Genomic DNA, 6,265 nt, shown 5'->3' on the forward strand with positions numbered 1-6,265 from the left:
CGAAGCCTCCCCATCAGACCGGAGCGCGGATTGAGAGCCCTGAAGATCGTCCACTCTGGCACATCGTACACGTGTTCGAATGGGCGAGGTCTGCGTGTGTAAGAAACTCATCCCGGACCGATCCGCCGGTAACGTGGTCCGGGTGACGATCGAACCGCCCGCCGGCCCACCGGCGGCCCGCCTGGCCCCCTCCGAGCGCGTCCACCACGGCGACACGGTCACCGATGAGTACGCCTGGCTGATGAACAAAGAGGACCCGGAGACGATCGCCTACCTCGAGGCGGAGAACGCGTGGACCGAGCGGGCCACCGCCCACCTCGCCGGCCTCCGGGAGAAGCTCTTCCAGGAGATCAAGGGCCGCACCCAGGAGACCGACCTGTCGGTCCCCAGCCGCAAGGGCGGCTATTGGTACTACACCCGCACCGAAGAGGGCAAGCAGTACGGCATCCAGTGCCGCGTCCCGGTCCGCCCCGGCGAGACCGAGCCGCCGGGCGACGGCGCGCATCCCGGCGAGGAGGTGCTGCTCGACGGCAACGTGCTGGCCGAGGGCAGGGAGTTCTTCGCGCTCGGCACGTTCGACGTCAGCCCGGACGGCAACTGGCTGGCCTACTCGACGGACTTCGAGGGCGACGAGCGCTTCACCCTGCGGATCAAGGACCTGCGCACCGGTGAGGTGCTGGCCGACGAGATCCCGGACACGTTCTACGGCAGCGCCTGGTCGGCCGACGGCAGCGTGCTTTTCTACATCACCGTCGACGAGGCGTGGCGCCCCGACCGGGTGCACCGCCACGTGGTCGGGCGGCCGGTCGCCGAGGACGTCGTGGTCCACCACGAGACCGACGAGCGGTTCTGGGTCGGCGTCGAGCTGACCCGCAGCGAGAAGTTCATCGTGATCGACACGCAGAGCAAGATCACTTCGGAGGTACGGGTCATCCCCGCCGACGCCCCGGCCTCCGAACCGCTGGTGATCGCCGAGCGGCAGCAGGGCGTCGAGTACCAGATCGAGCACCACGGCCACCGGTTCCTGATCCTGCACAACCGGGACGCCGAGGACTTCGCGCTCGCCTGCACCTCGGTGGACGCCCCGGGCGAGTGGGTCGAGCTGGTCCCGCACCAGCCCGGCACCCGGCTGGAGTCGGTCGACGCGTTCGCCCGGCACATCGTGCTCTCGCTGCGCAAGGACGGCCTGACCAACCTGCGGGTGATCACCGACGGCAGCACCGACGCGTATGACGTGGGCTTCCCCGAGCCGCTCTACAACGTCGGCCTCAGCGGCAACCCGGAGTACGACACCACGACCCTGCGGATCACCTACACCTCGCTCGTCACGCCGGAGTCGGTCTACGACGTCGACCTGGTCACCCGGACCATGACGCTGCGCAAGCGCAAGCCGGTGCTGGGCGGCTACGATCCGGAGGACTACGAGCAGTTCCGCGAGTGGGCGTCCGCGCCGGACGGGACCCGCGTCCCGCTCTCCATCGTGGCGCGCCGGGGGGTCGTGCGGGACGGCTCGGCGCCGGCCGTGCTCTACGGCTACGGCTCCTACGAGCACAGCATCGACCCGTACTTCTCGATCGCGCGCCTGTCGCTGCTCGACCGCGGCGTGGTCTTCGCCATCGCGCACGTCCGCGGCGGCGGCGAGATGGGCCGCCGGTGGTACGAGGACGGCAAGCTGCTGGCCAAGAAGAACACCTTCACCGATTTCGTGGCCGCCGCCGAGGCGCTCGTCCGCAAGCGCTGGACCAGCGCGGACCGGCTGGTCGCCCGTGGTGGTTCGGCCGGTGGCCTGCTGATGGGCGCGGTCGCCAACCTGGCGCCGGAGTCGTTCGCCGGCATCGTCGCCGAGGTGCCGTTCGTCGACCCGCTCACCTCGATCCTCGACCCGTCGCTGCCGCTGACCGTCACCGAATGGGAGGAGTGGGGCAATCCGCTCGAATCCGCAGAGGTGTACGCGTACATGAAGTCGTACAGCCCGTACGAGAACGTCGCGAAGCGGCCGTACTCCAAGATCCTGGCGGTCACCAGCCTCAACGACACCCGGGTGCTCTACCACGAGCCGGCCAAGTGGATCGCCCGCCTGCGCGCCGTCGCCCCGGACGGGGAGTTCCTGCTCAAGACCGAGATGGGCGCCGGGCACGCCGGGCCGAGCGGCCGTTACGACTCGTGGAAGGAGGAGGCCTTCATCCTGGCCTGGATCCTGGACACGGTCGGCGCCGCGTCCGCCTGAGGGCAAGAGGCGCGGCCCGGCTGGTCGTGAGAGGTCTCGCGGAGGTTCCGGCGGATCTCCCGACACCAGCCGCGGCCGTGCGGCTGGTCACGAGTGGTGTCTCGGAGGTCCCGAGGGGCCTCCGAGCGCCGGCTCGGGCCGGGCGGCCGGTGGCGAGGGGTGTGCCGGGGAACGGGAAGACCTGCCGCGGCTCAGAAGCGCGCCGGGAGCAGGGTGGCCGCCTCCGCGGCCAGATGGCGGCCCATCCGCGCGACGTCGCCGACCGCATACGTCAGATAGGCGAACTGGCCGACCTCGCGCACCCCGGTCAGAATCAGGTCGTCCACCCGCAGGCGGTGGCGCAGCAGCGGCGTGCCGCTGCCCAGCACGGCCGGCGCGATGCCCAGGATCATCTCGTCGAGCAGCCCCTCGGAGGCGAACTGAGCGACCAGGTCACCGCCGCCGGCCAGCCAGACGTTCTTGCCCTGGGCGGCGACCAGCATGGCCTCGTGCACCCGCCGCACGTCACCGCTGATCATGAACACGTTGGCGTCCGGGACCGGCGGCAGGTCGCGGTGAGTGAACACCCAGCAGGGCACGTCGCCGTACATGTCGTGCCAGTTCTGCGGCTCCTCGAGCAGATTGTCGTTCTTCAGCACCCATTCGTAGGTGGTCGCGCCCATGGCGAACGCGCCGACGCCGGCGAAGAACTCGCCGAACGGGTTCTGGGTGCCCTCGTCCACCTCGAAGAGCCAGTCCAGCGAGTTCGATTCGTCGGCGATGAAGCCGTCGATGCTGGTGGCGGTGTAGTACTGCGTCTTCGCCATGTCAAACACCATGCCATGCCGGCGGCGACAAAAAGGGCAGATCGAATAGGAGGCCTGTCGGCCGCCACCGGGCGGCGCGGACCGGCGGACGCCCCTCACGCGTCGTTGCGCAGAACCAGGATCGCGATGTCGTCCCGGGGCTCCTCCACCGAGAAGTTGATCGTGGTGGAGCGCAGCCGCGCGGCCATCGCGTCGGCCGGGTAACCGGCCAGCGGCGCGGCCGCCTCCTCGAGCCGGGCCGAGCCGAACAGCTCCCGGCCGCGGCGCCGCTCGGTCACCCCGTCGGTGTAGAAGATCAGCGAGTCGCCCGGGCGGAGCGTGATCTCGGCGTCCGGAGAGGTGATCGTCTCCAGCAGACCCAGCGCCGTGCCGCCCTCGCCGACGAACGTGGTCCGGCCGTCCGAGCGGACCAGCACGGCCCGGTCGTGCCCGGCCAGGTGCAGGCAGACCCCCAGGCCGCCGTCGACCTGCCGGGTCACCGACGCCATCGCGAGCGTGCAGTACCGCCCGCCGCCGCGCTGCACCAGCGTCCGGTTGACCCGGTGCAGGATCTCGCTCAGCGACTTGCCGTCGTCGACCAGGATCCGGATCACGTCGCGGACCAGGCCGGTCACCGTGGCGGCCTGGACCCCCTTGCCGGAGACGTCGCCGACCACGACCAGCCAGCGGTCGTCGCCGAACGGCATCACGTCGTAGAAGTCGCCGCCCACCTCGGAGCCGGTCGGCACGTACTCCGCGGCGAAGCCGATGCCCTCGACCCGTGGCAACGCCGGCGGCAGCAGGGAGGCCTGCAGGGTCCGGGCGACCTTGCGCCGCTCGTCGTGGATGCGCGCGTTGTCGATCGCCAGCGCCGCCCGCCGGGCCACGTCCTCCAACACCGCCACCTCGTCGGCGTCGTGCCGGTGCTTGGCGTGCCGCCCGACCGCCAGCGTGCCGAGCCGGGAGCCGCGGGCCACCAGCGGCACCGCGAAGCCCTCCAGCGGCGCGCCGAACATCACCTGGCTGCCGAGCCGGGAAGCCTCCTCCAGCCGGGCCAGGATCGACTCGGGACCGGACTCGGCGAGCGTGGTGTGCAGGCCGGCCAGCGCGGACTCCTCGGCGTGGGTGGCCGCCGCCAGTTGCAGCCGGCCCCAGGCGTCGGTGGTGTGCACCGCGCACCACTGGCCCAGCCGGGGCACCACCAGTTGCGGGATCAGCGCCATCGTGAGGTTGACGTCGAGCGACTGGGCGAGCAGCTCGCTGGCCTCGGCCAGGAATGTGATCCAGGTCTGCCGGCGCACGTCGGCACGGCGCAGCCGGTCGTTCTCCAGGTGGAGTGAGAACCGTTCGGCGACCATGGCGGCGAGCGACTGGGCGTAGCCGACCGGGGCCGCGTCCAGCTCCAGCTCCCCCGAGTACGGCCGGTGCGGGGTCAGCGGCACCCGGATGGTGTCCGCGTTGTCGCGTGGCGCCCGGCCGTACCGGGCGAGCAGCTGCCGGCCCATCCCGTCGCCGCGGTCGACCCGGATCACCCCGCCGGCCGCGCCGGTCAGCCGGGCCAGCCGGGAGAGCAGGTCGTGGGCCAGTTCGGCGAGTCCCTCGTCGGTCTGCCGGTCGGAGCCGCCGCGCAGCAGCCCGGTCAGCGCGCCGAGGCCGGGGCTGTCCCCGGAGACCGGCACGCGGCTGGGGTCGCCGCCGTCCGGGTCACGGTGGTCCAGGTGGAACCAGACCCCCTTGCCGTCGCCCTCGTGCACGGTGCCCCACCGGCTGGCGAAGTGATCGACCAGCAGCAGGCCGCGGCCGCGCTCGGCGACCTCGCCGATGTCCGGGCTCTCGTTCTTCGGCCCGACGGCGAGCTGTTCGACCGGGCCGGGAGCGAAGTCGGTCACCGTCACGGTCAGGCCCGTCGGATCGGCGGTGACCTCGATGTCCAGGTCGGTGTTGGCGTGCACCACCGCGTTGGTGGAGAGCTCCGTGGTCAGCAGCAGCGCCTCGTTGAGCAGGGTGTCCAGCCCGCTCTCCTCCAGCACCGAGCGGACCAGGGCACGGGCCGCCGCCGGGGTCCGACGGTCGTTGGGCAGGCGGGCCCGGCGCACCAGGGTGCCGGACGACGCTCCCGACGGGATGCTCGTCCTGGTTCCTACCTCGGCTGGCACAGCATGCATCCTCTCCCGTGGGTGGGTGTATGCACAAAGTCGTCTCTCGCATTGACCCGGTCGGGCGAGAGAGGATAGGGAGCCCCGGCAGTTGGACAGCGAGTGAGGACAGCATGACTGCGGCCAAGGAAGCCAGTGTCGGCGGGCCCGACGACACCGTTCTGCTCGGTGAGCTCGCGGACGCGTTGCGGCGGGTGCGCCGTGGTGATCTCAAGGTCCGGCTGCCTCGTCGCGGCGGTCCGGCCGGGGCTGTGGCGGAGGCCTTCAACGAGGTGGTCTCCCTCCAGGAACGGCAGAATCTCGATCTCCGGCGGATCAGCCGGATCGTCGGCCGGGACGGCCGGCTCACCGAGCGGCTCGACGAGGAGGGCCTGGACGGCGCGTGGGCGGACAGCGTCCGCTCGATCAACTCGCTGATCGACGACCTGGGCCGCCCCACCACCGAGATCTCCCGGGTGGTCGGGGCGGTGGCCGAGGGCGACCTCTCCCAGCACATGGCGCTGGAGATGGACGGCCGGCCGCTGCGGGGCGAGTTCCTGCGGATCGGCCGGACCGTGAACACGATGGTCGACCAGCTGTCGTCGTTCGCCGACGAGGTCACCCGGGTGGCCCGTGAGGTGGGCACCGAGGGCGAGCTGGGCGGCCAGGCCGACGTCCGCGGCGTCGCCGGCACCTGGAAGGACCTCACCGACTCGGTGAACACGATGGCGTCCAACCTGACCCATCAGGTGCGCTCGATCTCCCAGGTGGCCACCGCGATGGCCCGCGGCGACCTGTCGCAGAAGATCACCGTGTCGGCCCGCGGCGAGGTGGCCGAGCTGGCCGACACCATGAACGGGCTGACCGACACCCTGCGGCTCTTCGCCGAGCAGGTCACCCGGGTGGCCCGCGAGGTGGGCACCGAGGGCAAGCTGGGCGGCCAGGCGGAGGTGCCGAACGTGGCCGGCACCTGGAAGGACCTCACCGACTCGGTGAACTCGATGGCGTCGAACCTGACCAGTCAGGTGCGCAACATCGCGCAGGTCTCCACGGCGGTGGCCAAGGGCGATCTGTCGCAGAAGATCACCGTGGCCGCGCAGGGCGAGATCCTGGAGCTC

4 protein-coding genes are annotated in these 6,265 nt (G+C 71.3%); 2 read left to right on the top strand and 2 right to left on the bottom strand.

What is annotated here, in order from left to right:
• Positions 1-142 precede the first annotated feature (142 nt).
• On the top strand, positions 143-2,227 hold the full coding sequence (locus Asi03nite_RS35210) for a S9 family peptidase (RefSeq protein WP_203684848.1): 2,085 nt from the start codon (positions 143-145) through the stop codon (positions 2,225-2,227).
• A gap of 191 nt (positions 2,228-2,418) precedes the next feature.
• Here the strand turns inward: Asi03nite_RS35210 and Asi03nite_RS35215 are convergent, their stop codons facing one another.
• Positions 2,419-3,033 (bottom strand): dihydrofolate reductase family protein, encoded by a 615-nt coding sequence (locus tag Asi03nite_RS35215; protein ID WP_203684849.1) that lies wholly within the window; start codon positions 3,031-3,033, stop codon positions 2,419-2,421.
• 95 nt (positions 3,034-3,128) lie between these two features.
• Complete coding sequence (locus Asi03nite_RS35220; protein WP_203684850.1) at positions 3,129-5,168, bottom strand: SpoIIE family protein phosphatase; 2,040 nt, start codon at positions 5,166-5,168, stop codon at positions 3,129-3,131.
• A gap of 113 nt (positions 5,169-5,281) precedes the next feature.
• Here Asi03nite_RS35220 and Asi03nite_RS35225 point away from each other — a divergent pair.
• The coding region (locus Asi03nite_RS35225; RefSeq protein WP_203684851.1) for a HAMP domain-containing protein at positions 5,282-6,265 on the top strand (984 nt) is incomplete at its 3' end.

The sequence above is a fragment of the Actinoplanes siamensis genome, from assembly GCF_016862395.1.
Lineage (GTDB): Bacteria > Actinomycetota > Actinomycetes > Mycobacteriales > Micromonosporaceae > Actinoplanes > Actinoplanes siamensis.